Consider the following 473-nt stretch of genomic DNA (forward strand, 5'->3'; position numbering starts at 1 on the left):
TGCCGAGGCCACGCGGCTGCTGGCGATGGCAATGCAGGCTGAAGCCGAAGGGGTATTCGGGGCAAGCGAATGGACGGAACATCACAGGGCCCATCTCGTGCGGATCACGGCGCTGCTTGACGTGCTGGATAACCCGTCTGTTCCGCGCGGCTCAGTCATCCAGCTGATGCCGGCAGACACGCCCTCCCGGCTTGAGCACGCGGCCCAAGCGCGCGCACTGTTGCCGTTGTCCATAGAATCAACCACGCTCGAGGAGGCGGCGGCATGACCCGTGTGAGAGAGAAGAATCTTGATGACACCGTCGTTGCCACCATCGTTGGGGTGCTAGACGGCTGGAGCGGCCGGCTGACGTGGGATGCACTTATTGCGGCGGTCAAGCGGCGCGCGGGTCTGAGCTACACGCGGCAGACGCTGTACAGCCACGAGCGAATCCGCTTGGCCTTTGCGGTCCGGAAGAAGGCCCTGGCGGGTAC

General features: G+C 64.5%; 2 pseudogenes. Both read left to right on the forward strand.

Features of this window, described 5'->3' with window-relative positions:
- Positions 1-268, forward strand: a pseudogene (locus VSR34_RS38410) (integrase); the annotation flags it as partial.
- Positions 265-473, forward strand: a pseudogene (locus VSR34_RS38415) (hypothetical protein); the annotation flags it as partial. The pseudogenes VSR34_RS38410 and VSR34_RS38415, both read left to right, overlap by 4 nt.

Origin of the sequence: Paraburkholderia sp. JHI2823 (assembly GCF_038900695.1) — a bacterium.
Lineage (GTDB): Bacteria > Pseudomonadota > Gammaproteobacteria > Burkholderiales > Burkholderiaceae > Paraburkholderia > Paraburkholderia mimosarum.